This window comes from Rummeliibacillus sp. JY-2-4R (assembly GCF_053847205.1).
Genome location: NZ_CM132623.1, coordinates 3,770,671 through 3,795,023 on the forward strand (window position 1 = coordinate 3,770,671; position 24,353 = coordinate 3,795,023).

Annotated in this window: 19 protein-coding genes; 10 read left to right on the plus strand and 9 right to left on the minus strand. The window is 35.3% G+C overall.

The genetic code is table 11. The features are described 5' to 3' along the window. Positions 1-133 precede the first annotated feature (133 nt). From hflX to putP, 3 genes are all read right to left on the minus strand, one after another. Positions 134-1,402, minus strand: a complete 1,269-nt coding sequence (hflX, locus tag ACWV26_RS18510; RefSeq protein ID WP_455896137.1) for a GTPase HflX — start codon at positions 1,400-1,402, stop codon at positions 134-136. A 126-nt stretch (positions 1,403-1,528) separates the two neighbouring features. Further along, positions 1,529-2,221 (minus strand): VOC family protein, encoded by a 693-nt coding sequence (locus ACWV26_RS18515; RefSeq protein WP_455896138.1) that lies wholly within the window; start codon positions 2,219-2,221, stop codon positions 1,529-1,531. Positions 2,222-2,282: 61 nt separating this feature from the next. Further along, positions 2,283-3,770, minus strand: coding sequence for a sodium/proline symporter PutP (gene putP / locus ACWV26_RS18520; protein ID WP_455896139.1), 1,488 nt, complete (start codon positions 3,768-3,770; stop codon positions 2,283-2,285). Between the two features lie 645 nt (positions 3,771-4,415). Here putP and nhaC point away from each other — a divergent pair. Continuing rightward, positions 4,416-5,810 (plus strand): Na+/H+ antiporter NhaC, encoded by a 1,395-nt coding sequence (nhaC, locus tag ACWV26_RS18525; RefSeq protein ID WP_455896140.1) that lies wholly within the window; start codon positions 4,416-4,418, stop codon positions 5,808-5,810. A 238-nt stretch (positions 5,811-6,048) separates the two neighbouring features. Here the strand turns inward: nhaC and ACWV26_RS18530 are convergent, their stop codons facing one another. After that, positions 6,049-7,743, minus strand: a complete 1,695-nt coding sequence (locus tag ACWV26_RS18530) for an L-lactate permease (protein WP_455896141.1) — start codon at positions 7,741-7,743, stop codon at positions 6,049-6,051. Positions 7,744-7,990: 247 nt separating this feature from the next. Between ACWV26_RS18530 and ACWV26_RS18535 the strand changes: the two genes are divergently transcribed. The 8 genes from ACWV26_RS18535 (at position 7,991) to ACWV26_RS18570 (ending at position 17,672) form a co-directional block, all read left to right on the plus strand. Continuing rightward, the gene (locus ACWV26_RS18535; RefSeq protein WP_455896142.1) at positions 7,991-8,737 is read left to right on the plus strand and encodes a FadR/GntR family transcriptional regulator; all 747 of its coding nucleotides are present in this window, start codon (positions 7,991-7,993) and stop codon (positions 8,735-8,737) included. A 304-nt stretch (positions 8,738-9,041) separates the two neighbouring features. Next, entirely contained in the window at positions 9,042-9,758 is a 717-nt protein-coding gene (locus ACWV26_RS18540; protein WP_455896143.1) for a (Fe-S)-binding protein, read from the plus strand. 34 nt (positions 9,759-9,792) lie between these two features. Continuing rightward, positions 9,793-11,217 (plus strand): LutB/LldF family L-lactate oxidation iron-sulfur protein, encoded by a 1,425-nt coding sequence (locus tag ACWV26_RS18545; protein WP_455896144.1) that lies wholly within the window; start codon positions 9,793-9,795, stop codon positions 11,215-11,217. Positions 11,218-11,219: 2 nt separating this feature from the next. Then, positions 11,220-11,933, plus strand: a complete 714-nt coding sequence (locus ACWV26_RS18550) for a LutC/YkgG family protein (protein WP_455896145.1) — start codon at positions 11,220-11,222, stop codon at positions 11,931-11,933. A gap of 376 nt (positions 11,934-12,309) precedes the next feature. Then, on the plus strand, positions 12,310-13,470 hold the full coding sequence (locus ACWV26_RS18555) for a class I SAM-dependent methyltransferase (protein WP_455896146.1): 1,161 nt from the start codon (positions 12,310-12,312) through the stop codon (positions 13,468-13,470). Between the two features lie 333 nt (positions 13,471-13,803). Continuing rightward, positions 13,804-14,679: an iron uptake system protein EfeO gene (gene efeO, locus ACWV26_RS18560; protein WP_455898300.1), complete on the plus strand. Its 876-nt coding sequence runs from the start codon at positions 13,804-13,806 to the stop codon at positions 14,677-14,679. 7 nt (positions 14,680-14,686) lie between these two features. Continuing rightward, positions 14,687-15,967 (plus strand): iron uptake transporter deferrochelatase/peroxidase subunit, encoded by a 1,281-nt coding sequence (gene efeB / locus ACWV26_RS18565; protein ID WP_455896147.1) that lies wholly within the window; start codon positions 14,687-14,689, stop codon positions 15,965-15,967. Next, positions 15,942-17,672, plus strand: a complete 1,731-nt coding sequence (locus ACWV26_RS18570) for an FTR1 family iron permease (RefSeq protein WP_455896148.1) — start codon at positions 15,942-15,944, stop codon at positions 17,670-17,672. Before efeB ends, ACWV26_RS18570 begins: the two co-directional genes overlap by 26 nt. A gap of 78 nt (positions 17,673-17,750) precedes the next feature. On the opposite strand, the gene ACWV26_RS18575 is transcribed toward ACWV26_RS18570, so the two are convergent. Continuing rightward, entirely contained in the window at positions 17,751-18,728 is a 978-nt protein-coding gene (locus ACWV26_RS18575) for a YeiH family protein (RefSeq protein WP_455896149.1), read from the minus strand. Between the two features lie 111 nt (positions 18,729-18,839). Here ACWV26_RS18575 and ACWV26_RS18580 point away from each other — a divergent pair, with 111 nt between their 5' ends. Next, a complete protein-coding gene (locus tag ACWV26_RS18580; RefSeq protein ID WP_455896150.1) occupies positions 18,840-19,694 on the plus strand; it encodes a LysR substrate-binding domain-containing protein in 855 nt (284 codons plus the stop codon). Positions 19,695-19,759: 65 nt separating this feature from the next. On the opposite strand, the gene fumC is transcribed toward ACWV26_RS18580, so the two are convergent. The 4 genes from fumC to ACWV26_RS18600 form a co-directional block, all read right to left on the minus strand. Beyond that, entirely contained in the window at positions 19,760-21,142 is a 1,383-nt protein-coding gene (gene fumC / locus ACWV26_RS18585; protein WP_455896151.1) for a class II fumarate hydratase, read from the minus strand. Positions 21,143-21,303: 161 nt separating this feature from the next. Beyond that, positions 21,304-21,855, minus strand: coding sequence for a PCYCGC motif-containing (lipo)protein (locus ACWV26_RS18590; RefSeq protein ID WP_455896152.1), 552 nt, complete (start codon positions 21,853-21,855; stop codon positions 21,304-21,306). 154 nt (positions 21,856-22,009) lie between these two features. Next, positions 22,010-23,542 (minus strand): flotillin family protein, encoded by a 1,533-nt coding sequence (locus ACWV26_RS18595; protein ID WP_455896153.1) that lies wholly within the window; start codon positions 23,540-23,542, stop codon positions 22,010-22,012. Positions 23,543-23,611: 69 nt separating this feature from the next. Next, positions 23,612-24,133 (minus strand): NfeD family protein, encoded by a 522-nt coding sequence (locus tag ACWV26_RS18600; protein ID WP_455896154.1) that lies wholly within the window; start codon positions 24,131-24,133, stop codon positions 23,612-23,614. Between the last annotated feature and the right edge of the window lie 220 nt (positions 24,134-24,353).

Below are 24,353 nucleotides of genomic sequence, written 5' to 3' on the forward strand. Positions count from 1 at the left end.
TAATATTAATCAGGAGCCTATAATATTTCTCATCTAAATCTCGACTAAATAAAATACTCCTTACAATAATATTGTGCTTTCCAGAAATACAAATATATACAAAAAAAGGGAGCGAGACTTTTTTGTCATCGCTCTAGTTTACCCTAAACTCTTGATATTTTTGCGCGGTTGCTTCCTTTACTTCAACTTTTAAGATAGTTCCCTTTTCATCATAAGAAGTATCCAATATATGGGCATATTCATTTAAATAGGAAACAAGATCTCCTCTTTCATACGGTATACAAAAAGTACAAGTTACGTAATTAGAAAAAATATGTTGACGAATTAGCTGAAGTAATTCATCGAGCCCTGCCCCTTCTTTAGCAGATATCCAAATTTGATTATTATTTACATATGGATAAGCAAGATTCGCTAAATCTGCTTTGTTGAACACATAGACAGTTGGGATATCTTCTACGCCAACTTCTTGTAATGTATTATTGGTAACTTCCATCATGTACTGGTTTTCTGCATTGGATGCATCGACTACATGCAAAAGTAAATCTGCATCTCTTGCCTCTTCCAAAGTAGAACGAAACGCTTTTACTAAGTGATGTGGTAGCTTACTTACAAAACCAACTGTATCTGTTAATAAAAAGCTTTTGTTGTCAGGTAAAGTAATCTGCCTTACTGAAGTTTCAAGTGTAGCAAAGAGCATGTTTTTTTCAAATACTTGTTTATGCTCTTGTTGATTGATTTTGTTAAGTAGTTGATTCATAATCGTAGATTTCCCTGCATTTGTATAACCTACAATTGAAACGATTGGAATTTGGCTTTTACGTCGTTGCTTCCTTTGTGTTTCTCTTTGTTCTTTTACTTGTTCTAAATCTTTATGAAGTTTTGAGATTTGATCTTCAATTTTCCGGCGATCTAATTCAAGTTTTGTTTCCCCTGCGCCACGGTTTACAAGACCTCCTCCTGTACCACCGCCTTGCCGGCTCAATGAATCTCGAAGTCCTACTAATCGTGGTAACATATATTGTAATTGGGCTAATTCAACTTGCATTTGTGCTTCCTTAGATTTCGCACGTCTAGCAAATATATCTAGAATTAACATAGTACGGTCAATCACTTTACATTCCAAGTCTCTTTCTAAGTTACGAATTTGTGATGGGGATAGTTCATCATCAAATATCACTAAATTTGCGTCTGCCTCGTTATAAAAGTTTTTTATTTCTTCTATTTTACCTGTACCAACGTAGTGCGAAGGATTTATACGTTCTAAATTTTGTGTAATAACACCAACCACTTCAACATCTAAGGCTTCAGCCAAATTTCCTAGTTCTTCAATTGAATAGTCAAAATGCAAATCATTACGTAAATTGACTCCAACTAATATTGCTTTTTCGATAAATGGATCCAATATAGTTCCTCCCTCACAAAATCCTAAGTTTACATTTATTTAAATAAAAAGGAGAGCAGATTGCCTACTCTCCAGGTACTTCTACTAATAAGGTATGTCCATCCTATCACAAGAAATGTCAAAAACTCAAATTTTCACAATCTCTATTGTGTGAAGACGTTCTTTCTCCCCTTCATGATAATGAAATTCAAACGTAGTATTGGGAAGCTTTAGTGAATTTGCTTTTGCTGGCAATGATAACAGTCGAGACCACTGCGTTACTTTTTGCTCAACATCTTTCACATAGAAAATACAACGTTTGATTTGCAGTTTTCCATTAGTTTGTTGAATCGTACCATCTATCTTTAACTCTTCATATCGTTTCTCTAATGGTTGGTCCCATTCAATGAAAAATGGATATGGTAGTGCGTGATCAATCTTTTGGTCTATAAAGAGCATTTTCCATTTGATTAACTTTCCATTTGTTGTTCTTCTCTCGGCTGGAATAACACCACTTGTCCTATAGCCAAGTTTATTGAAATAACGATTTTTGCTTTCAATATCAACTGTTCGTAAACATAATGAATTATAACCTTCTCCAGCCTTAAGGTCATATAATAATTGTTTTGTAAGAGGCTGTGTCGAACTCTTAGCAATCTCTTCATTTTCAACAGCTAACCATTCAATATAGCTACTTTCTGTATAAAGCAATGCGTTACATGTACCCCATTGTATATGTTGCCCACCTTCAACAGGGTGTATGCCTTCAATTGTAACTTCTTGAGCAATTTCTTTTGGATTTTTTTCTGTAAAATAAACGACATGATCTAATTCGAACATTCTCATCACTCCTTAGAAAAAATGTCTGTAGAAATGCAGTTGCAATCTACAGACAGGTTACTTATCCTTTCTTTTCTTGATTTAATAATTCTATTGTTCTATCAAATTCATCTTCTATTTCTTGATTTGGTTTATAAGTAATTAAACTAACTACAACAGCTACGACTAAACATACGATAAAACCTGGTACAATTTCATACATTTTCGCATGTAATGTTGCATTCGATCCCCATACATATGCTGTGATAGCACCTGTGACCATTCCGGCTAAAGCGCCCCAGTTCGTAATCTTCTTCCAATATAGTGTTAACAATATGATTGGTCCAAATGCTGCACCAAATCCAGCCCAGGCAAACGATACAAGGTCTAGAATTTTGTTTCCTTGTTCCCACGCTAAATACATCGCAAGTAGAGATACTAGCAATACAGCCATACGACCTAAAAATACATACTGTTTATCCGAAGCATCTGATTTAAATACCGCTTTGTAAATATCTTCTACTAATGCAGATGATGTAACAATTAGTTGAGAAGAGATTGTACTCATAATTGCTGCCAAAATCGCTGCTAACATAACGCCTGCAATAAAAGGATGGAATAAAATTTGGCCAAGAACTATAAATACAGTTTCTGGGTTTTCCAAAGTAGAACCATTTTGTTGATAATAGGCAATACCAACTAATGCAGTTGCAATCGCACCGAATAAACTTAAGAACATCCACCCAATACCAATTCGGCGAGCCTGTTTTGTCTCTTTTACACTTTTGATCGCCATAAAGCGGACAATAATATGCGGTTGCCCGAAATAACCTAATCCCCAAGCAACTGTTGAAATAACGCCAGTCAACGTTGCACCTGAAAATAGATTTAATAATTTTGGATCAACGGTACGTATAGAAGCAGCAGTTTCTGAAAATCCACCTGTTAAAAACAAACCGAAAATTGGAACAATAATCAGTGCTAAAAACATAACAAGACCTTGAATAAAGTCTGTATAACTCACAGCTAAGAATCCACCAAATAACGTATATGCAATAACAACTCCTGAAGTTAACAATAAACCTGTATGGTAGTTATAACCAAATGAACTATTAAAGAATACTCCTCCTGCTACCATCCCTGAAGATACATAGAAAGTGAAAAACACTAAAATGATTAAACCTGATGCGATTCTTAATAATTTTGTTTTATCTTTCAAACGGTTATCTAAATAGCTTGGAATGGTAATCGAATCATTCGAAACTTGCGTATACATACGTAAACGAGGTGCAACGAGTAACCAGTTTAAATAAGCCCCTACAGTTAAACCAATGGCAATCCATGATTCAATTAAACCGCTCGCATAAATAGCTCCTGGTAAACCCATTAATAACCAACCTGACATATCTGCTGCACCAGCACTTAAAGCTGTAACTGCCGGTCCAAGCGATCGTCCTCCTAGCATGTAATCCGTTAAATTGGATGTTCTACGAAATGCATACCAGCCAATTACCAACATAGCAATCATATAAATAAGAATTGCCAATAATTGATATATATTATCGGACATCTTAAATTCCCCCTTTTATTTTTCTCTTGTTGTATTCTATTTCCAAAATTGTTCATCTATTTATATTATCATAAAATTCAGTTAATAATAACCTTATAAAATGCTAATAATTCCTTAGATTTTCCTAAATAGAGCTACAATCACCCTTTTTTAATATAAGTAAAGCGAAATATTTATCACTCGTTAACCATCCATATGCGTCTACTTAGTTGATTATTTAACTATATGTCAGGTGGATTTTTCTGTAGAGCTTTCAAAAGTAAAACGGTACCTTTTCTCTATGATATAAATTTTCCTATTAATATATTAAAATTACGTCAAATGTATTGACTATCCTATTAAACATGATAAAATTCTTTATAGCTTCAACGCGTTGAAGTGAAAAAGTATATTTCAAGTGATGGACCAATAGTAGTGTTGTAGATAACAGCAATTAGAGACTAGGCAGTTGCTGAAAGCCTAGGTTATTACAATGATGAATTACACCATCAACTAAACTTGAACCAATGAAGTGGTCAAATTATGTTGACAATTAGGGTGGTACCGCGGAGTTTCCTTCGTCCCTTACGATGGGATAGAAGGATTTTTTTATTTAAAAGCAGTTCAGCTTGATAGCAATAAATTGAAGTCTGAGGAGGATTTACAATGTTTCATATTAAAGCCAAGTTGACACCTTCCTTTTTAGAGGCATTCATCTTGATTATTATAATTATTGCCATTATGACAGTATGTATTGCTGGATTTGATTCAGTACCGCATATGCCTATATTAATTGCGATTCTATTATTGATGGCATATGGTTTATATAAAAAAGTTCCATACAAAGCTCTAGAGAGTGGACTTGTTGGTGGTGCTTCAGCAGGAATGAGCGCAATTTTCATCTTTTTCTTTATTGGAACATTGATTAGTAGTTGGATGATGAGCGGTACAATCCCTACATTGATTTACTTAGGTTTTGTAACAATCACACCTCATTTCTTCTATGCAGTTGTATTTATCGTCTGTTGTATTATTGGGATTGCGATTGGTAGTTCTCTTACGACAACAGCAACTATAGGTGTAGCCTTTATTGGAATGGCGAGCGCTATGGACATTTCACTTGCGATTACTGCTGGTGCCATAGTATCTGGAGCATTCTTTGGGGATAAAATGTCTCCATTATCTGATACATGCAATTTATCGTCTACCATTATGGGCGTTAATTTATTTGAACATATCAAGAATATGTGTTGGACAACCATTCCAGCACTTATTCTTTCATTAATAATTTATTGCTTATTGTCACCATCAAAGATTGTACAAAACATAGATAAAATTGTGACATTTAAAAATGGACTGCTCGAAACGGGGATGATTCATTGGTACACATTAATTCCTCTAGTGGTTTTGATTATTATGGCATTAAAAAAAATACCGGCTATTTTAACACTAGCCGTAAGCACAATTGTCGCAATTATCGTTTCCTATTTCCATCAACACTATGGTTTTGGAGAAGTCTTGAATATTTTATTTAACGGCTATACTTCTCACACAGGAATTAAAGATATTGATTCGCTACTATCTCGTGGTGGTATTAATAGCATGATGTTTACTGTTGGATTAGTTATTTTAGCTCTTAGTATGGGGGGCCTTTTATTTACTTTAGGCATTATCCAAACCTTACTATCTCGTTTAGAGAAACTTTTTAAAAGTGTGGGTTCCGTTATTACAGGTGCAGCAATTACAGCAATTGGTGTAAATACATTAATCGGAGAGCAATACCTTTCAATCCTACTAACAGGACAAGCATTCCAAGCACAGTTTCAAAAAGTAGGTTTGAAGAACAAAAATCTTGCTCGAGTTGCAGAAGATGCAGGAACTGTAGTAAATCCGCTCGTTCCATGGAGTGTATGTGGGATTTTCATCACAAACGTACTATCAGTGACAACTTGGGAATACCTTCCTTTTGCGTTTTTCTGCCTACTATCTCCAATACTAACTGTTATTGCTGGTTGGACTGGCAAGACTCTTACGTATATTGATCAAGTTGAAGAACAATAAGACATCTACGTATTTTAAGAAAAACATAAATTTAGATCACTATTGCCAACTGTTAAATGATAAAAAGGTAAAAAACGGAATGTATTTGGATACTAAATAGTGTCCCAGATGTCTAGAAACTGTAAGACTTAGATTTATGAAATTTACTCATTTAATAAATTTAATATCCTAAATCATTAAAATAAAAGGTGTTATCTATAAGTCTTTTAACTTATAGATAACACCTTTTAACTAATCCCTATGGAAGCATCCATGATAACACATTGCTTTGTAAGAAATTAATGATACAGATAAGTAATAATAGGAAAATACTATACTTTAATGTAAAACGAAGTAACTCTGATTCTTTTCCAGCTAAGCCTACTGCCGCTGTCGCTACTGCAATGGATTGAGGTGAAATCATTTTACCTGTTACTCCACCTGATGAGTTAGCAGCAAGCGATAAGATTGGGTCCATGCCAACAGAGCCAGCAGTAACTTGTTGAAGTTTTGCGAACAATACATTGGAGGATGTATCCGATCCTGTGATAAACACACCTAACCAACCTAATACTGGAGAGAAGAATGGGAATAATACTCCTGTTTTTGCCAGTAATAATCCTAACGTCGTTGTCATACCTGCAACATTTTCTACGTATGCAAAGGCAACTACCGAACAAATAGTAATTAAAGGATATTTGATTTCATTGACTGTCTCACCGAAAGTTGCAATCCATTTGTTCCAAGATACTTTAAGTAAAAATTTCGTTGCAACTCCTGCTAGGAGAATTGCAGTACCTGCCGCTCCTAAAATTTCTAACTTGTACACCGCTGCAATTGGTTCATGAGTTGTTCCACTAATTACTTTGTTGTGTAAAAAAGGAACTTCAGGCATAAATGTAAGTGCATGTCCTAATGCATTTACACCTTTTAAAATAACATTTGACCCTTCGTAATGACCTGTCAATGCCAGTTTAATAATTGGAATGCCCCAAATAGAGATAAATGCAGTAAGTATAATAAATGGTGACCAAGCTTTTAATATCTGTCCCCCCGTATAGGTTTCCTCTTCCGTTCCACGTCCCACTGTTACTACCGTTGCAGCTGTTTCCTGCTCAGTTCTAAAGCGAAAAACCGTTTTGGGTTGCCAGAATTTCATAAATACCGCAAGCGCTACCAATGATACTAAAGCAGAAAGAACGTCAGGTAACTCAGGCCCCAAAAAATTAGAAGATAAGAACTGTGTTAGAGCAAAAGATATACCCGAGACAAGAACTGCTGGCAATACTTCTACAGCTTTCTTAAATCCAGCCATAATAATAACTAAGAAAAATGGAATAAATACTGATATTAATGGTAATTGGCGGCCAACAACTTTTGAAATTTCAGTTGCTGCAATTCCCGTTGGCCCTTCCATTGCAGTAATAGGAACACCGATTGCACCAAATGCAACTGGTGCAGTGTTAGCGATTAAGCAAAGTCCTGCTGCGTATAATGGATTAAATCCAAGCCCTACTAATAACGCTGCAGAAATAGCAACTGGTGCTCCAAATCCTGCTGCGCCTTCCAAAAATGCACCAAATGAAAATGCAACTAGTAATGCCTGAATTCTACGATCTTCCGTAATTGATAACACCGAATGACGTATTATATTAAAGTATCCTGTTTTCACAGTTAAATTATAAAGAAACACTGATGTGATAATAATCCAACCAATTGGTACTAACCCGTACACAGTACCTTGTGTAGCAGACATGATCGCTGCTCCAACCGGCACTTTGAAAGCGATTACAGATAATATCAGAGAAACTAGTAATGTCGTTATTCCGGCCATATGCCCTTTCATTTTTTTAATTACTAATGCCCAGAAAAAGTACAGTATTGGAATAACAGCGATTAGTGCTGACCATCCCAAGCTTCCTCCAACTACTGTGAAATTTTGAGTGAATGTCATTTCTTACCCCCCTAGATTATCTCGAAATTTTTCTATACCCCTAATAGAAATTACTCCAATAACTATATTCTTATAAATACAGTTATTAGGTCATCAGATGACTTTATGATAAGATTATATTGTTTAATTTTTATATTTTCAATATATTTCGTCAATTTCATTTCCAGTTATTTTAACGCCCTGGAGAGAAACATCATGTATAATATAGCAATAACATTGTTTCTAGTGTCTATGAGGTGAATACATTTTGCAATATAAAAAGATTAAAGCAAAAAAAATATACGAAGAAGTTGCTGAAGCTTTACACGAAATGATTCGAACGGGCATCTTACAACCCGGTGATCGTCTTGATTCTGTACAGCAACTTTCTGAAAACTTCCAAGTAAGTCGCTCTGCAGTAAGAGAAGCACTATCTGCCCTTAAAGCAATGGGATTAATTGATATCAAACAAGGAGAAGGTACTTTTGTTAAATCATTTGATGCAAACGAAATGGTATTTCCCTTATCAACTGCTATCCTTATGAATAAAGAGGATATATCCAACCTCTTAGAGGTGCGAAAGATTATTGAAGTAGGGACAGTAACTTCTGCAGCTAGAAATCGAACAATAGAAGATTTAACTAAAATGCAGGAAATTTTGGAGGAAATGAAATTATCACCCCTTAATGGAGAATTAGGGGAAAAGATTGATTTTGAATTTCATACTGCTATATCCTTAGCATCCCATAATCCGTTACTTTCTATTTTCTTAGATCAAGTATCTGGGCTTATGTTCGAAACGATGAAGGAAACTAGAAAAATATGGTTATATTCGAAGCAAACTACATGGAAAAAATTATATCATCAGCATATGAAGATTTATGATGCTATCGTAGAACAAGATGAAACAAAAGCAAAACAAGCTATGTTATCTCATCTTGAAAATGTAGAGAATATCTTAATGAAATATTTTAAAGAAACAGATATTATAAAAAAAAGCAATGAACCTAAATAATTCAAATTTGTTCAATCAAAGAACTATTAAAAAATTTTTAGAATAAGATAGGATTTCTTGAAAGGGAGGAGTTCCTCCCCCTCCTCCTTCTTAACTAAATCATCTTTGAAAGAGCCTTATACTTATTTGTTATTCATCTTTTAATAAATATTCATAAAGTAGAATGTAAACACTTACAAATATAATAATGTAGCATTTTAAAAACAGATGCGTTATAATTCATAATTACTTAAGTCATCTGATGACCAGTTCATCAAACTTATCGCCAAAATAGAAAAATATTATTTGCTAAGGAGAGATGACAATGAAAGTAAGCCTTTTCACTACTTGTCTAGTAGATATGTTTCAAGGTGATGTTGGCAAAGCGGTTGTTGAAGTATTAGAAAGACTTGGTTGTGAAATTGATTTACCTGAATCTCAAATCTGCTGCAGTCAACCAGCTTATAATAGTGGTTATGTAGAAGAGTCAAAAAATGCCATGAAACAAATGATCACAGCTTTTGAGCACTCAGAATATGTAGTATCTCCATCCGGTTCATGTGCATTTATGTTTAAAGAATATACTGAAATTTTCAAAAACGATCCTATCTGGGGTCCGAAAGCACAAGTACTTGCTGATAAGACTTATGAATTCACTGAATTTATCGTAGACGTATTACACGTGGAAGATGTTGGAGCCCACCTAGAAGGAAAAGCTACTTACCATGCTTCGTGTCATATGACTAGATTATTAGGAGTCAAAGATGCACCAATAACATTATTAAGTAATGTTGATGGTTTAGAGTACACTGAACTTCCAGGCAAAGACCGATGTTGTGGATTTGGTGGAACTTTTTCAGTCAAAATGGGCAATATCTCAGAACAAATGGTAGATGAAAAAGTTCAAACTGTAGAAGAAACGGAAGCCGATATTTTAATAGGTGCCGATGGCGGTTGTTTGATGAACATTGGTGGACGAATGGAGCGACTTGGTAAACCTGTTAAGGTCATGCATATCGCAGAGGTTTTAAATTGTCGGTAGATATTCAACTAATGAAGAAATGAGGGGATCTTATATGGCGATGAAAACGAGTAATGAAAAATTCAAAAGCCGTGTAGAAAATGAACTTTCTAATACATTCATGCGTGGTGCAGTTTCAAGTGCTCAAGAACGTTTTCAATCACGTCGTCTTAAACAAGCTGAAGAATTGGGTAACTGGGAGGAATGGCGTTCTCATGGAGAAGAAATTCGCCAACATGTTCTTGAAAATTTAGATGTCTATCTATACCAATTAAGTGAGAATGTTGTAAAACGTGGAGGTAACGTTTTCTTTGCACAAACTCCTGAAGAAGCAACAGAATATATAAAAAGCGTAGCTGAAGAAAAAGAAGCAAAGAAAATCGTAAAATCCAAATCTATGGTGACTGAAGAAATCAATTTAAATGCCAGTTTAGAAGCACTGGGATGTGAAGTAATTGAAACAGACTTAGGAGAATACATTTTACAAGTAGATGATCATGAACCACCATCCCACATCGTAGTACCTGCCCTACATAAGAACAAAGAACAAATTCGTGATGTATTTAAAGAAAAACAAGGTTATTCAAACACAGAAAAGCCTGAAGAACTAGCTCTTTATGTACGAGAAAAATTACGAAATGACTTTTTAACTGCTGATATTGGAATTACAGGTTGTAACTTTGCAATCGCTGAAACAGGCTCTATTACATTAGTTACGAATGAAGGAAATGCTGATTTAGTTACATCTTTGCCGAAAACTCAGATTACAGTAATGGGAATGGAAAGAATTGTACCGACATTCGAAGAAATGGAAATACTCGTAAGTCTTTTAACAAGAAGCGCAGTTGGCCAAAAATTAACAAGCTATATCACTACACTTACTGGACCTAGAGAGCAAGAAGATTCTGACGGACCAGAAGAATTCCATTTGGTCATCGTTGACAATGGTCGATCAGATATTCTAGGTGGTGAATTCCAACCAATCCTTCAGTGTATACGTTGTGCCGCTTGTGTTAATGCATGTCCAGTCTATCGCCACGTTGGTGGACATACATATGGTTCTATTTATTCTGGCCCTGTAGGTGTTGTACTCTCCCCTTTATTAGGAGGCTACGATGATTTTAAAGAACTTCCTTACGCTTCAACATTATGCGGCGCTTGTACAGATGCATGTCCAGTTAAAATCCCGCTTCACAAGCTCATTCATAAGCACCGCGAAAATATTGTAGAAAAAGAAGGTAGAGCACCTGTTTCAGAAAAAATTCTGATGAAGGCATTTGGTCTCGGTGCATCTTCCCCTTCTCTATATAAAATGGCTACAAAATTTGCCTCACCGATTACATCGCCATTTACAAAAGGTGGTAAAATCTCTAAAGGTCCAGGGCCGCTTAAACCTTGGACAGAATCAAGAGACTTCCCTGCTCCAAACAAAGATAGTTTCAGAGATTGGTTTAAAAATCGTCCAAAGGGAGGTAACTAAGGATGCAAGGAACTATTCAAAATCGTGATGCCTTTTTGAACAAAATTGCTAAACAATTAGGTCGACAAGGAAAAACAGAGGTTGAAATACCCACCTATCAGTATCATCCACAAGATAAAGTGTTGCAAGGTGCTACTCAAGATGACTTAGTTATCGTTCTAAAGGAACAATGTAAAAATATTAATACCGATGTAATCATAACAAGTACAGAGGAACTTCCAAACTCTTTACAAAAAGTTGTTCAATATTATGGAGGTAAATCCATTATCACTTCCAAGGATTCACGCTTCGAACAATATGGATTATCCAATCTTATGGATGAATGGTTAATACATGGAATAGACTTTTATGTATGGAATGCTAAAGAAAAAGAACAAAATGTCCACAAAGCGGAAAATGCTAATATTGGTATTACAATCAGTGAAATCACCTTAGCGGAATCAGGAACAACAATTGTTTTCAGCGATAAAGACAGAGGAAGAACTATAAACTTTCTCCCTGAAAAGTCTATTTTCTTAGTTCCTAAAAGTACGATTGTTCCCCGTATGACACAAGGAGCACGACTCATTCGTGAAAAAATAAAAAATGGGGAACAAGTAGCATCTTGTATTAATTTCATCACTGGGCCAAGTAACTCTGCGGATATCGAAATGATTCCTGTAGTTGGGGTACATGGACCGATTAAAGCTACGTACATTATTGTAGAAGATCAATAATTAATAAATATTACAGAGCTGGATCTAAGATTTTTTATCCAGCTCTATTTTTTTATTTTTAATATTCAATGATGGTGCACAACTTAGATAAAATTGCAGTATTCAAAAACAGACTGTTTGAAGCTGGAATGATTCATTGATACACATTGATATCATAGTATTGAAGAAAATACCGACAATTTTATCATTGGTAGTAAGTACTATTGTCGCAGTTTTAGTTTCATATTTCCACCATCACAAAGGGTTGGGTTGGGTGATACCTTATATTGAGAAAGCTGAATAGGAATAGGAATAGGAAATCTACACCGTTAAGAAATTCATAAAATTATGATACACTATTGCAAACGATTAAATGACAAAGTAGGCGAAACGATTAATGGATTTTAATGAAATGAAACAACATTTGCTTGAACATCTATTAAAGGAAGAATTAGTATCAGCAACAATCAGCCAACCTCGTACAAAATCTAGTGATTTAAAACGAGTAAAGATGAAACCCATTAAACTAAAAGGTATTTATAACATTCAATTTGAATATCAATATGAACGAATTTTGAAACACGAAAACGTTCCATTATCTTTAATTGGAAAAATCATAAACGAATTATTTGATGAGTTCCGTCAATTCCAAGGTGAATTTATAAAGGAAAATATCCACATCCAACTATCAAAGAAAAACAAAGTGCTTTTTAAATCGGAAAAAACGGAAAAGAAAAAAATTGATCTATCACACAACCGTAAGAAAAACTATTTATTGAATCCAGAAAAACCTTATCCATTCTTAATACGTCTTGGTGTTCAATCACCTGAAGGTAAAGTGAAGAAACAAAAATATGATAAGTTTAAACAGATTAACCGATTTATCGAGTTCATCCATGATTCACTCGACTATTTACCAAAAGATCGAACCATTCGTATCTTAGATTTTGGATCTGGTAAATCTTATTTAACATTTGCCCTTTATCATTATTTAAAAGTTGAACAAGGTTTGGATATTTTTGTGACTGGACTCGATTTGAAAAAAGAAGTTATAGAAGAATGTAGCGCAATTGCAAAAGACTTAGAGTATGATCAACTTGAATTTTTAGTTGGGGATATCAATGATTATAATGATGAAACTGCTGTTGATATGGTTGTTACGCTTCATGCATGTGATGTCGCAACAGATATGGCTTTAGCCAGAGCTGTAAAATGGGGAGCTCGTGTCATCCTAAGCGTTCCTTGCTGTCAGCACGAACTAAATCGTCAAATACAATCATCCCCTCTTGATGTGATGCTACAACACGGGCTTATTAAAGAACGTTTTTCAGCACTTGCAACTGATTCTATTCGTGCTGAAATCTTAAATCTTGTAGGCTATGATGCACAACTTCTCGAATTTATCGATATGGAGCATACGCCAAAGAATATCTTAATTCGTGCTTACTTCACAGGTAAAAAACCTACAATTGTACAAAAAGCACGTTATAATGCATTCGTAGAATTTTTGTCAGCAAAGCCGTTTTTAGAAAATGAACTAAAAGAATATCTGGATTAAAGGTAATTGAAAGCATGTCCTATCTATGTGATCGACATGCTTTCTCTTTATTTCTTTGCATCACTTTCGTTAAAATTTGCCAACCTCTATCTATCATGTTCCAGCATCAAACCACCTTTTCCCAGCATGATGACATCCCTTTTTTCATATATAAGAAGGATGAAATATTTTTCTCCTATTTATATCAGAGACATTATTAAATATAATGGATTCAGTATCCAATATTTACTTAAAAGTCTTTCTCAATTTCTATTGATTTTTAGGTTGATAATGATTATCATTACTATTAGTAAAAAAGTACGTGATGAAAAGTTATTAGAAAGAAGGATATGGATGAAAGCAAAATCATTAATGGCTATTTTGTTAGCCGGTAGCGTCATGATGACTGGATGTAACAGTTCAAATGATGCAAAAAAAGACGATACCAAAGCAAAGACTGAGGAAACAACAAACAATGCCTTATCTAATGCTAAATTGCAAAAAGAAGTTGATGCATACAAGGAATTTGCAATTGGCCAATTAGACAAATTCACTATTGAAACAGAAAAATTCGTAAAAGCAGTAAAAGCTGGCGACATCGAAAAGGCGAAAGAAATATACCCAACTGCACGTATGTATTATGAACGTTCAGAACCAATTGCAGAAAGTTTTGGAGACCTTGATCCTCGAATTGATGCACGACTTGCTGACCTAAAAGCAGAAGGTCAAGGCGAAGAAGATTGGACCGGTTATCATAAAATTGAATATGGTTTATGGAAAGACAACACAACAAAAGGTTATGAAAAAATAGCTGACCAACTACTTGCTGATTCAAAAGAATTACGTGCCCGAGTAGAAACTGTTGACGTAACACCAGATCTTATGATGACTGGTGCCGTAGACTTATTAAACGAAGTATCTACATCTAAAATCTCTGGGGAAGAAGAAATCTTTTCTCATACTGACTTGTACGATTTCAAAGCTAATATAGAAGGCGCTGAAAAAATCTTCACTATTTTAGAAGACCAAATTACAAACAAGGATCCTCAACTAACTAATGATCTAACTGAAAAGTTTAAAAAAGTAAATGATTTATTAGCAAAATATGAAACAAAAGACGGCGGCTATGTTTCATATACAAAACTTACTAAAGAAGATACGAAAGCATTATCAGAAGCTGTAAACCAATTAGGTGAACCATTAAGTCAAATGGGAATTATTGTGGAGTGATGATAAAATGACTAAATCAAATAATGATGAAAAACTAATAGATAAAAAGATTACCCGCAGACAAATGTTGAAGGTAACAGGTGCTGGTGCCGCCGGTTTAGCAATTGGCGCCTCTGGTATGGGAGGTGTTCTTAAAGCCTTTGGTAAAAATCTTCTTCTGGATGATGACACTTCTGCTACAAACAAGGTGAACTTCTATGGTAAGCATCAAGCAGGAATTGCAACGGATGTACAAACCAATATCTATTTCGCATCCTTAAATGTTTTAGTCAAGTCAAAACTCGAGTTACAAGAGTTGTTTAAAATGTGGACTCCTCTTGCTTTACGCATGATGAATGGTGAAATAATTGGTGCAAATAAGACAGATATGATTCCTCCAACGGATACAGGAGAAGCAAAAGGTTTAGATGCACGAAACTTAACAATCACATTTGGTGTTGGACCATCACTATTTGAGAAAAAAGAACTCGGTTTAGCATCATTAAAACCAAAAGAACTTAAAGATTTACCTCATTTTCCAAAAGATCAGCTTGAAGATGCTTATACAGGTGGAGATATTTGCATTCAAGCCTGCGCCGATGATCCGCAAGTAGCATTCCATGCTGTACGCAATCTTATACGAGCAGCTTCAGGAAAAGTTACAATGAAATGGTCACAAGCAGGTTTTAATTCATTCCCTATCGAAAAAGGGAAAAAACAAACACCTCGCAATCTATTTGCATTTAAAGATGGTACCGAAAACCCTATCACTTCAAGTGAAAAAGATATGAATAAGGTTGTTTGGGTACAACCAGGCGAATCTAAATCATGGATGACTGGCGGGACTTATTTAATTGTACGTCGTATTCAATTACACTTGGAAACTTGGGATCGTACTTCACTAAAGGAACAAGAAAAAACATTTGGGCGTCACCGTGATAGCGGAGCTCCACTTGGTAAACAAAATGAATTTGATGATATGGAAATCGAACGTAAGGATGAGAACGGCAATCATATCGTGCCTGAGAACTCTCATGTATTTCTAGCAAAACAAGCAAAAGCTCGAATCATGCGTCGTTCTTATTCTTATTCTTCAGGAATTATTGATTCTACAGGTACTTATGATGCTGGATTAGTTTTTATAGCATTCCAAAAAGACCCTGATCAATTTATCAAAATTCAAAATGCCCTTGGACGATTAGATAAACTTAATGAATATACTACCCATCGAGGCAGCGGCGTCTTCGCTTGCTTCCCTGGTATAAAAAAAGGAAGTTATATAGGTGAAGCATTATTTAATACGTTGTAGTCAATTTGCCATCATCCTATTCCTTGTATTACTTACGACAATTCATCCTGTAGCTGCTGCAGAATCTTATAGCAGTCTCTATATTTCAATTAGTGATGCGATTATGAGTTCGAAACAAGGTGATGATAAGAAAGCAAAAGACGCAGTCAAAACATTTGAAGCAGATTGGAAACAAACAAACGTCAAGAATTCAAAAGAGGCAAAAGTTGTTGACCAAGCTTTGGAAAACGCACTTACAGCAAACTCAAAGGATGATCGTTTAGCTGCATTAACCAACCTTTCAAAGGCACTAACAGCTCTTGAAAAAGCTGAAAATCCAGTTGATGAAAAAGCAGAGCGCAAAGCATTTGCAATGGCGATGACACCTGCGTTAAACCAATTACAAAATGCTATAAAAGAAGGAAATGCAGAAAAACTAACAACTGCATATAACACTTTTAACGCCTTTTGGAAGAAAAAAGAAATTCCTGTACGCCAATATGATATTGCGGCTTACGGTAAAATTGAAACTCAAATGTCATTTATTCGCATAGAGCTCTCAAATGAAAAGCCAAACTTTACTACCATTCAATCTCAATACAACGATTTAAAACAAGCTATTGCAGATTTTGGTGCTAACAAAAAAGTACAGGCATCATCAAAAGGGACTTACTCTGTACAGTCATTAATCGACCTAATCGATGATGCAAAATCGCAAATTGATGACAACAAGTACACAGAAGCATCCGCTACAATTAAGAAATTCATCACTACTTGGCCAAATGTAGAGGGTGATATTCGTACAAAAAACGCTGGCCTTTATACACAGATTGAAAGTGATATGCCCATCATTGCAAGTGATTTGATGAAAGATCATGTTGATGTAAAAGATATCAATTCACAACTAGAACATCTAAAACAAGAAATCCAACTAGTTCAAGCGGACCAAAACTATACATTTTGGGATTCTGCCTTAATCCTTCTTCGTGAAGGCTTGGAAGCTTTGCTTATAATCATTGCATTAGTAGCTTTCTTAAAGAAATCCGATCAAACTCACATGGCTAAATGGATTTATTTTGGTGCAGGCGTTGGTATTGGCTTGAGTGCTGTGTTAGCTGTCTTAATGTCAACATTGTTCCAAACTACTACTATAAATACTAGTCGTGAAATGATGGAAGGTTATATAGGGTTAATTGCAGCAGCTATGATGATAGGTATTGGAATTTGGTTACACAGTAAGTCCAATATTAAATCTTGGAATTCTTATATTGCGAAACAATTGAACCATGCGATGTCAAAACAAAGTGTTTGGGCAATGGCCTTCATCAGTTTCTTATCTGTATTCCGTGAAGGTGCTGAAACCTTAATTTTCTATATGGGTGTTGCACCTAAAATGTCGACTACTGATTTTACTCTAGGAATTGTTGTTGCAATAGTAATATTGGCAGTTGTAGCATTTTTCTTATTACGTGTAAGCGGCAAAATTCCTTTACACAAATTCTTTGCAGTTGCTACGATCTTGATTTACATTCTTGCATTCAAGATTATTGGCGTCAGCACTCACTTATTACAACTTACTAGTTCATTGCCTACAACTATTATTAATGGCTTACCTGTTTGGGCTTCTATTGGCTTCTATCCAACAGTCGAAACAATTATTGGCCAAATTATTTTACTTGTTTTAGTTGCACTCACAATTATTTATAAAAAACGTAATGAAAAATAATAGTTCCAGCAAAGAAAGAGCTAACGAAAGCAAATTTCCGTTAGCTCTTTCTTTCGCTTATCAATTTTACAACCGGCTTCAAATAATAGTAAATACAAGAACACTTAATATCACCGATACAACAGTTAACATGATTAGCGGTTTTAAAGCTCTTGCTTTTAGCTCTTTTAAGTCCACTGACATTCCTAATGCAGCCATTGCTACAGCTAAAAAGAAAGTACCTGTTTGAGCAATTGCATTTTGAATTACTTTACTCATCCACCCTACTTCGGTCCCCCACGTACCCAGGACTGAAACCATTAGGAACCCTAATAAAAAATATGGAAAAGAAGCTTTTTGACCTGTTTCCCGGTTTTTAATTTTCATAAATCCAACAAGCAATAATGTTACTGGAAATAATAATAATACACGACTTAATTTGGCTAATAGAGCTGGTGTTAGTGAAGCATCCCCAAATGCCGCTCCGGCTAATGCAGCGTGTGCAATTTCGTGTAAACTATACCCTGACCAGTAGCCATACGTCTCTGGTGCCAAGTTCAACAAATGACCAACAGTCGGATAGATTAATGAAAATATTGTTCCCATCAAAGCAATCATACCAACCGACATTGCTGTATCTTCTTCTTTTGCTTTTAAAATTGGAGATACTGCTGCAATAGCCGCTGCACCACAGATTCCTGTACCAAATGCCAATAGCATCATTAACTTATCTTCCACTCTCAATAATTTACCAATAAAAACTGTTAATAGAATTGCACCAACAATAACCCCTGCAGATCGAACAATTAATGGAATTCCTTCGTATGCTACAACTGCAATGTTTAATCGAATTCCATATAAGATAATTGCAAATCGTAAAATTTTCTTAGATGAAAAATCAATTCCACTTTTCCACTGCTGTGGATAAGGTTGTGTATTTCTAATAATTACCGCAATGATTATAGAGACAGCTAAAGGACCTAAATAATTTAGGATTGGCAGTTTACTTAAGAGGAACGCAATGATTGCGATTGCAGTAGTAAAAAGGATTCCTTTTATAAATCCAGGTTGTTGCATGAGTTCAGCTCCAATTTTTTATTTCCTATATTCATGATAGAATGATTCTTATTAAATAGATAATTAATCATTTTAATCCATATCATAAGCATTTACTTATAGGAGGTCATAATGGCAGATAGGCTAAATGTTTTTTTGAAAGTAGTCAAGAATATGAACTTTTCCCAAGCAGCAAAAGAGCTTTATATGACGCAACCTGCTGTGAGCCAATATATAAAAAGTTTAGAAGATGAGTTAAATGTTCAGCTTTTTGATCGTTCAAAGAAAAAAGTACAACTAACAAAAGCTGGAGAGATTGTTGCTTACTATGGAAAAGAAATTAACATGTTATCAACAAAGATGAACCGTGCTCTGGACGACTTAACTAATCAAGTTACTGGACAATTACAACTTGGGGCAAGCTATTCATACGGTGAATACATACTGCCTCAACGTTTAACAACATTCTTAAACGATTATCCACAGGTTACTCCACAGATTAGTATTGATAACACAAAAGAGATAGCAAAAAAAATTATGAATCACTCATTAGATTTGGGGATAATTGAAGGTTCTATACACAATAAACACATTGTTATGCACAAAATTGCGATTGATCATATGGTGATTGTTGCAAAACCTGAACAAACTGTGCATAACTTAAATGAACAAACTTGGATTATCAGAGAAGAAGGATCTGGTACACGCGAAGCATTCGAGCAGTTTATTAATGAGTATCATATCGAACCAAAGCGGATATTAGAATTTGGTAGTACACAGCTTATAAAAGAAGCCGTTTCAAGTGGTTTAGGAATTTCATTATTATCTGAGTGGACGTTAAAGCAAGACCTTCTGTTAAACAACCTGCAAATCGTTTCCTTAGATGCTTATAGCTATACTCGTGATTTCTATGCCATTCACTTGAACACGCCCTTTCTCTCCAAAACTACGGAGACTTTTTTACACTTTTTGAAAAATAGTCTATAAGAAAAAGCCTGAGTATTTATATACTCAGGCTTTTAAATAACGGTATTTAAATGTTCGATAGACTTTTAGAACTTAATCATTTTGCTAGGAACAACCCATTCGTTGAATTGTTCTTCTGTTAGAAGACCAGTTTCAAGAGCTGCTTCTTTTAATGTTAGACCGTTTTTATGTGCATGTTTTGCAATTTTAGCGGCATTTTCGTAACCAATGTATGGGTTAAGAGCAGTTACTAACATTAATGAGTTATTTAAGAAGTGTTCTAGTTTATCTTCATTAGCCGTAATACCTTTTAAGCAGTGTTCGTCAAAGCTACGGATTACATCAGATAATAATTCAACGGATTGCATGAAGTTATAAAGGATAACTGGTTTGAATACGTTCAATTCAAAGTTACCTTGAGATGCAGCAAAACCAAGAGTTACGTCATTACCCAAAACTTGTACAGCAACCATTGTTACTGCTTCACATTGTGTTGGGTTGACTTTACCTGGCATGATTGATGAGCCTGGTTCGTTTTCTGGAATTGAGATTTCACCGAAACCAGAACGTGGACCTGAAGCTAACCAGCGAACATCGTTAGCAATCTTCATCAAATCTGCAGCTAGAGCTTTCATTGCACCGTGAGTTGTTACCATTTGGTCATGTGATGTTAGGGCATGGAATTTGTTTGGTGATGGAACAAATTTAAGACCAGTTTCTTTTGATAGTACAGCTACTACTTTTTCATCGAAACCATCAGGAGTATTAAGACCAGTACCTACTGCAGTACCACCGATTGCAAGTTCTAACATATGTTTTGAACTTTCTTCAATCATTTCTTCTGATTTTTCAATCATGTGTAACCAGCCACTGATTTCTTGTCCTAATGTTAATGGAGTAGCATCTTGTAAATGCGTACGGCCAATTTTAATTAGTTGCATAAATTCTTCGGATTTTGCTTTTAATGTAGCTTTAATTTGACGCAATGCTGGAAGTAAGTTCTTTTCTACTGCAATTGAAGTTGCGATATGAATTGCAGTTGGGAACGAGTCGTTTGAGCTTTGAGATTTGTTAACGTCATCATTTGGATGTAGGCGTTCTTCACTACCTTGAGCTTCTAGGTATTCGTTACCTAAGTGGGCGATTACTTCATTTACGTTCATGTTTGTTTGAGTACCGCTACCTGTTTGCCAAATAACTAGCGGGAATTCGCTATCCCATTTGCCTGCCATGATTTCATCAGCTGCATGAGCAATTGCATCAGCTTTGACTTGTGATAAAGTATCAAGTTCAACACATACTTTTGCTACTGATTTCTTAAGTAATGCATAGCCATGTATAAATTCAATTGGCATATGTTCTGAACCAATTTTAAAGTTTTGTTTACTACGCTCTGTTTGAGCACCCCATTTATGTTCTGCAGGTACTTTTACTTCTCCCATGGAATCATGTTCAATACGATATTCCAAGTTATTCATCTCCATTTCTTTTGCTACGAGTTATGTTCCCACTCAAATCTTATGATAACGTTTTCTTCTAAAAATGTCTGCTATTTAAGTTTTAAGACAGTAAAAGCTTTGAAAAAAAATGAAACTTCTAACTTTTTGCAAAGCACTTTAAAGCATTAATCTTATAATGGCATAGGCGTTGGTGTTGGTTTTGAATAACCTTCTTTATAATCTTGATCTATTTGTTTACGAATTTCCTTCAATGAAGAGCCCTCTTGAGCTTGTTTAATGGATTTAATGGCTATTTCGACACAGACAATACAACGTGTACCATGATCATCCCAGACCACAGAGCCATCGTCTTTTACTTCTTTTATAAAGCAATTCAAATTGCTTTTATGATTTGCACTTTCTGCACATCCGCAATAACAAGGCATCCATTTTAAAATTTCAGTAGCCTGTCCTGCCGCTTTATAGACTAATTTTAAATCTTCTGATTGATGATCTAAGAAACTTGGTAAAATTTTTGATGAAGAAGTTTCTTCTTGGATATCTCCATTTGCTAATGTATGTTGATGGTTCACATGATTTGAATTTTCTGCTTCTGTTGTTGTAGTTGTTTTAGCATGATTACTTTCTGTGTGATTGTCCTTTGAAGACTCACCGTAATTGTTACCACATGCTGCTAGAAGCATTGAACCAGCTAATAAAACTGATAACCATTTTTTCTTCACATTAAATCTCCTTTACTCATTTTCTTCATTATATCTCAGCAGGATATTACATAATAATAATAAATCAAAGACATTTTCTTGCGCTTGCAATAGCAGCACAAAAAGGATTACTTATATCTAGCTGCCCTTAGATATAAGTAATCTCCATAGTAAATCAGTCTTCTGTAGTGGCCGCTGTTGAAACATCTTTGTTTTGAACATTATCTGCCAATCGTTCAATACTTGGGCGAATTGTATATTTGCCTGAGTAATTTTCTAGCATTTCTTTCATATCTATTCCTGATGAAGCTTTTAATGTTTCTTGTAATGTCGCCATTAAGTCTGTAGCGTATCCAGTCACTTTGTTTGCACCGCCACCTTCGCCACCGCCAGTATCAACTACTGTAATCTTATCGATATTCGATAATGGGCTTGCTACCTGTTTTGCGTATTCCGGAATCATTTGGATAATCATATCTAATACTGCTGCTTGCCCGAATTGTTCAAATGCTTCTGCAATCTTCCGTTTTGCTTCTGCTTCCGCAAGACCTTTTAGACGAATGATTTCTGCTTCTGATTCCCCTTGTGCACGTTCAGAATCAGCTTTTGCTAAGCCATCTAGGCGTACTTTTTCAGCTTCAGCCTTAGCTTTTGCCTCGATATGATATTTTTCCGCATCAGCCTGTGCTAATTGTTTCATCTTTTCTGCCGCTGCATTCTGTTCGACTGCATATCGATCTGCATCCGCCTTTTTCTTCACTTCAGAATCATATTGTTTCTCACGACGTAAAATTTCTTTTTCTTCTAGCTCAATTTGCTTTTGGCGCTCAATAATTTTAATTTGCATTTCTTGTTCCGTTACTTCTTGTTTTGCACGGGCTGTTTCTAGCTCATATGCTTGGTCAGCTCGCGCTTTGGCAATATCTTGTTCACGGCGGAATTCAGCTACTTTTAACTGATTTTCCTTTTCTGCTTCTGCAATCTCAGTAGCCCGTTCAAGTTCTGCTTTTTGGGCTTCTTTATCAGCTTCAGCACGTTTTATACGTGTTTCCTTTTCTGCATCAGCTGTTGCAATATCGGCATCTCTTTTTACCTGAGCGATTCTTGGTTTTCCAAGTGAATCTAAATAACCGTTTTTATCACGTACATCTTTAATAGTAAAGGATACAATGGTAAGGCCCATTTTTGCTAAATCTTGAGAAGCTACTCGTTGTACTTCTTGAGAGAACTTATCGCGATTTTTGTATATTTCTTCTACTGTCATAGAGCCTAAAATTGAGCGTAAATGCCCCTCCAATACTTCTCTTGCTTCACTTTCCCTTTCTCCTTTTGGCTTTCCTAAAAATTGTTCTGCAGCTGTAGCAATTTCAGATATAGAACCCCCGATTTTGATAATAGCAATTCCATCTGCCATCACAGGTACACCTTGTTCTGTGTAGACTTCCGGTGTTGTTACTTCTAACTTACTAGAAAGTAAACTCAAAGGTTCTGCTTGTTGGAATACAGGTAATACAAATGTACCCCCACCACGGATAATTTTAATGCGGTTTCCTGAATCATCCGTATGTACATTTTTTGATCCTAAATAGCTACCTGTTACAATTAACGCTTCATCCGGTCCTGCTGTACGATATTTAGTAACATAGACTCCAATGATTGCTAATAACAAAACAACAACAATTCCACCAACGATTAATACTAATGGCATATCATTTCCCCCTTTTATGATTACAAGCTTTTGTAGCTTACTCTCTGCTTTCCACTTTGTTAAAATATTTTAAAATAAAACTTCATATTCTCTGACAAATAAGGTTCCATTTGAAACTTCCACTATTAACACCCTTGCGTCAAACGGGATGGCTACATTGTCATAACTTGTTGCTCGTTTTGAAATAATACCGTTAACCGTTTCGATGATTACTTCACCAAAACCATCTATAGGAATTGGGACAATCACTCTTCCCACCTGGCCTCCCAAAGACTCCTCCGTATATGCCATCGATACTTCGGCTGATTTCAAAGGTATCAAAATGAAATAATAGAGAAGAATATCTAATACAAAAGAAATAACTGCAGAAATAATGCCAATAAGAATACTGTTTAATGATGTAAATGTTTCGATGATGAATCCAATTGCTGCGAAGAACGTTAGAAATGCTAAGATTACTGTTGGATTAAAAAAGGGGATTCCTTCTCCTATTCCATCAGCAAAATCTACAAAGAAGAGATATAAAATCATACAAATTGCTAAGAATATTAATGAGTACAAATACCACTGTTCGATAGACCATGCGTGCATATCAATAATCTTCACCTCCATTTCGAATGTTTTACCACTATGATATACGGGTAAAGGAGGAAAAGGTTTCGATTTATTTGATAATTTTTTATTTTCTATTAATTTTAATTTCCATTATTACAGGATTGTAAATTGTTACGCTAATGTAAATTTTGTAAAGGTACCTTTAATTTTGGTATGGATTTTCGACACAATTTGATATGATAATAAGTGCGTTCAA

Excerpts from the sequence above, each read along its gene's own strand:
- ACWV26_RS18600 (WP_455896154.1), bottom strand. The coding sequence starts at position 24,133 with ATGCACGCATGGTCTATCGAACAGTGGTATTTGTACTCATTAATATTC.
- nhaC (WP_455896140.1), top strand. The coding sequence starts at position 4,416 with ATGTTTCATATTAAAGCCAAGTTGACACCTTCCTTTTTAGAGGCATTC.
- efeB (WP_455896147.1), top strand. The coding sequence starts at position 14,687 with ATGACTAAATCAAATAATGATGAAAAACTAATAGATAAAAAGATTACC.
- ACWV26_RS18595 (WP_455896153.1), bottom strand. The coding sequence starts at position 23,542 with ATGCCATTAGTATTAATCGTTGGTGGAATTGTTGTTGTTTTGTTATTA.
- putP (WP_455896139.1), bottom strand. The coding sequence starts at position 3,770 with ATGTCCGATAATATATATCAATTATTGGCAATTCTTATTTATATGATT.
- ACWV26_RS18545 (WP_455896144.1), top strand. The coding sequence starts at position 9,793 with ATGGCGATGAAAACGAGTAATGAAAAATTCAAAAGCCGTGTAGAAAAT.
- ACWV26_RS18515 (WP_455896138.1), bottom strand. The coding sequence starts at position 2,221 with ATGTTCGAATTAGATCATGTCGTTTATTTTACAGAAAAAAATCCAAAA.
- ACWV26_RS18550 (WP_455896145.1), top strand. The coding sequence starts at position 11,220 with ATGCAAGGAACTATTCAAAATCGTGATGCCTTTTTGAACAAAATTGCT.
- ACWV26_RS18540 (WP_455896143.1), top strand. The coding sequence starts at position 9,042 with ATGAAAGTAAGCCTTTTCACTACTTGTCTAGTAGATATGTTTCAAGGT.
- ACWV26_RS18580 (WP_455896150.1), top strand. The coding sequence starts at position 18,840 with ATGGCAGATAGGCTAAATGTTTTTTTGAAAGTAGTCAAGAATATGAAC.
- ACWV26_RS18575 (WP_455896149.1), bottom strand. The coding sequence starts at position 18,728 with ATGCAACAACCTGGATTTATAAAAGGAATCCTTTTTACTACTGCAATC.
- ACWV26_RS18530 (WP_455896141.1), bottom strand. The coding sequence starts at position 7,743 with ATGACATTCACTCAAAATTTCACAGTAGTTGGAGGAAGCTTGGGATGG.
- efeO (WP_455898300.1), top strand. The coding sequence starts at position 13,804 with ATGAAAGCAAAATCATTAATGGCTATTTTGTTAGCCGGTAGCGTCATG.
- ACWV26_RS18555 (WP_455896146.1), top strand. The coding sequence starts at position 12,310 with ATGGATTTTAATGAAATGAAACAACATTTGCTTGAACATCTATTAAAG.